Below are 3810 nucleotides of genomic sequence, written 5' to 3'. Positions count from 1 at the left end.
GGGGCTCCGTGGGCATTTCTACATTAATACACGCTAAGGGAATTTGAAGTTGTTTGGATTGAAGCGGTTAGCCCGGATTGGCCTGAAGCGTTCGAGGGGTCGGTCAATTTCGTTCCAGAGGTAGTCGCCGGTGAGCGCGATATGCGCCCATGGTAGTGGTGCGACCTGGGAGAGCAGCTCGTCCGGAATGATAATACCCTGACTGCTGATATAATCGACAGCACGGCTGAGATAGACAGTGTTCCACAGGATGATGGCGTTGACGACGAGGTTAAGACCGGACGCGCGGTAAGCCATGGTTTCGGCGACGCGGTTGCGCAATTCGCCGAGCTGGTGGAGGAAGATGGCGCGTGCGAGAGCATGACGGCTTTCACCCTTGTTGAGGATCGCATGCGATCTGCGGCGCAGTTTCGTATCGAGCAGCCAGTCGCAGATGAAGATCGAGCGTTCTATCCGGCCCATTTCGCGCAGGGCCTGGTTCAGCCGGTTTTGTCGCGGCGACGCTGCCAGCTTCTTGAGGATGACGGAAGGCGGCACCAAACCTGCAGCGATCGAAGCCTTCAGCCGCAAGACCTCATCCCAGTGGTGCTCGACGACATCCATGTTGACGGTTCCAGCGATCAGCGCGTCGAGCGGTTCGTAAGCCGGATCGCGATCAATGACAAAGAGCCTGCGATTGCCGAGATTGCGGATACGGGGAATGAGCCTGTAGCCAAAGGCGTGGAACATGGAGAACGTCGTTTCGGTGGCGCCAGCGGTATCGGTTGCGTGCTCATAGATTTCGACGGAGCTTTCGTTGTGAAGGAGGCCGTCGAGAACGTAGGGGGCTTCGCCCTCGGATGCCTGGATCATGCGGGAGAAGAAGGAAGCAAAACGGTTGGACAGGAAGCCATAGATCGACGCCCCCGGTCGCTTGCCGTATTTTGCATTGTAGTCGAGGCTGGCTTCGCCACGCCCGCCAGCCGGAAAGAACTGTCCGTCCGAGGAGGAGATATGGCCGTCACCCCAGATCGCGGCAAAGGGATGGGCCTGCTGCGCATCGACCAGCACGGCGGTCGCCGTGGCGTAGGTTTCCGATCGCATATGCCTGTCCACCATCAGCATCATCTGGTGGATCGTGACGCCGCGTGAGCTTTCCGCCATACGTTCGGCTCCGGCATTGGTGGCGTCGGCAAGGATCGCTGCCATCAGCGCTGCCTCGTCGTTTGCCGTCTCACCGGTACGATAATGCGTGAAGCTGTCGAGGAATTTGGTCCAGCTTTGCACCTCGGCAAGCAGGCTGGTGATCCTGATCCGTGGCACCAGAACATATAGTCGGCGGCTGAGCGCGACGATGCTGTCGCGCTCCTCCTCGCGGATCGGCGAGATCGACAGGCCCTTGTCGGAAATCGCTGCATCCGGAATAGCATTGGCAGCCGCCGCCTTTGCCAGCTCTTTCAGCTTCGCATCGAGCGTGGCGGTCCGTTCTGCTCGCCATTCGGCAAAGCTGTCGGGGAGTGCGAGCCCGAGCCGCCCCTCGGCGCGCATCAGCTCGAAGATCGGCCGAGGCAGAAGATAATCCTCGAAACTGCGCCATGCCCGGCTGCCTTCGACCCAGATGTCACCGGCCCTCAGACGCTCTCGCAGGTGAACGAGGACCGCCACTTCCCAGGCGCGCAGGTCGATATCGGCACTGTTCGGGCGCACGCAGCGTCGCCATTTGCGGGTCAGAAAGGCGAGCGGCACCTGCGCCGGCAATTTCCGGCCGCCATAGAGCGCGCGCAGATGGTCCACTGCTACAAGGATCGGATCATCAGCACGAAACGACCGGAACGAGAACGTGCGGAACATCAGTCTGCCCAGCTTGCGCAACGATTTGTGCCGCTTGATGAGCTCGTCGAATTCGTTACTGCGATCAGGGTGGACGACAGATCTGGCTGCCGCCATGCTGGCGACCAATCCGTCCCAGCCGAGGGAGGCTGCGATCGCCGATGCAAGATCGGTTTTGCTCGCACGAGCGGCCAGAAGCGCCTCGCCGAGCTTGAGATGCTCAAGCGCCACCCCATCAAGAACCTCGGCCTCTTTTAGCCGGCGTTCCGTGCGGCTGATCTCGGCCTTGCGGCGGTTGCTCCCAATCATTTTGCAGAACATGTCGATCGTCAGGTCGGTGATCGACGCCTGTCTCTCGATGACGAAGGCGGCCAGCGTGGCGTAGCGACGTTCGGATGTCAGGCGTCGTATCTCCCGGGCATGCAGAATGCGTGCATCCCTGGCGATGATGCCGTAGCGATTGGCATGGATCGTCTTGCGACGGTCGTCGGGAATGGCGGCTGAGCGCAATACCTCGAGGCGGGCGATCAAGCCTTTGAGGTTCTTCAGCTTCGCCCCTTCAGGTGCTTCCGCAATCCAGCCAAGGTGGCTCCGATCGCCGGCCCGCTCAGCGAGGAGCTGATCAAGCGCCTCGATCGAAGGCTGCTCCAGATCCCGGATCAATTCGCGATAGGCTTGTCGACGCGCCGCCGCCCGGCCGGCCAGTGCCAGACGGATCAGCAGCTCCGGCATAGGAACGAGCAACTTTCGTTCCTTCAAGGCTTCGATCACGGCCTTGGCGATCGGCGCACCTTGTTCAGTGGCCGCCGCCTCGCGTGCCGCCGCCGTTATCAACTCGCGATAGTCACTCGTCCGGACAGGCTGAAGCTCCAGTGCAGAGACGATCTCGCGCGCGTGTTCCCGGCGCGTTTCGTCGCGCTGGGCGTAGAACTCGAACACTGCAGGGTCGATGCCCAGCTGGTCGGCGACAACAGAGACAACCGCCTGAGGTGGAACTTCGCCTATTCGCAGCAGACGGCCCAGATCACGCACCAGTGCGAGTTGGATCGCAAAGCCAAGCCGATTATGCGACCGGCGATGCTCCTTGACGAAGACAATATCCTCGGAAGTCAGTGCATAGCGCGCTTGCGCATCTTCATAAGCTTCGGGTGGTTCGAATAAAACGGCACGCGATTGCTCATCGAGAAACGCCATCAGCCACGGTCACTCGTCAAACTACGGTTTCGGGCGTGCCGGTCTTGCCGGGGCCTGTCCATCCAGTCCGCTTCAACGTGTCGATCAAGGTCGAGCGCGCCACCTTGAACGTCCGGCACACGGACGCCTTGCTGGCGCCAGCTTCCAAAGCAGCTAGAACCTGCTCGACCTTTTCCGCATCGATCGTTGGAGGTCTCCCGCCCTTACGGCCACGTCGGCGAGCCGCCGCCAGGCCGGCATTGACCCGCTCGGTGATCAGCACTCTCTCGTATTCTGCAAGCGAGCCGAACAGGTTGAACAGAAACGCGCCGTGCGAATTCGTGGTGTCGATCGCCTCCGTGAGAGATCGGAAGGCGACACCACGTTCCTTCAAATCCTCGACGATGCGGATCAAGTGGGAGAGTGACCGGCCTAACCGATCTATCTTCCAGACGACCAGGACATCGCCTTCGCGCAATTCGCCGAGGCATGCCTTCAGACCCGGCCGGTCATCACGCGCTCCGGAAGCGCGATCCTGATGGAGATGGCGCTCATCGACCCCGGCCGCGAGCAGGGCATCGCGCTGCAAGGCAACCGACTGGCGCTCGTCACTACTCGATACCCGCATGTAACCGATCAACATGTGCGACAAACCTCAAATCAGGTGTTGCCGCACAGCCTAACATTCCGACAGGGTTTGTCGCGCAAAAAATGGCCCTATTGCGTGGCCAGTTTGCCCCGCGATCACGGTGAGCGGAAATCATGTGTTTCCCGTCACCTGCAAAATGCCCTTAGCGTGTATTAATGTAGAAATGACCACAGAGCCCC

At 60.5% G+C, this 3810-nt stretch carries 2 protein-coding genes; both read right to left on the bottom strand.

Translation table 11 applies throughout. The annotated features are described in order from the left end of the window. Window positions 1-33: 33 nt before the first annotated feature. A complete protein-coding gene (locus ACFPN9_RS24875; protein ID WP_003501156.1) occupies window positions 34-3003 on the bottom strand; it encodes a Tn3 family transposase in 2970 nt (989 codons plus the stop codon). Window positions 3004-3019: 16 nt separating this feature from the next. Continuing rightward, window positions 3020-3625, bottom strand: coding sequence for a recombinase family protein (locus ACFPN9_RS24870; RefSeq protein ID WP_003501158.1), 606 nt, complete (start codon window positions 3623-3625; stop codon window positions 3020-3022). Window positions 3626-3810 lie beyond the last annotated feature (185 nt).

The organism is Allobosea massiliensis, assembly GCF_042655245.1.
In the GTDB taxonomy this organism is placed as follows: Bacteria; Pseudomonadota; Alphaproteobacteria; order Rhizobiales; family Beijerinckiaceae; genus Allobosea; species Allobosea massiliensis.
This window is presented reverse-complemented; position numbering and strand designations above follow the sequence as displayed.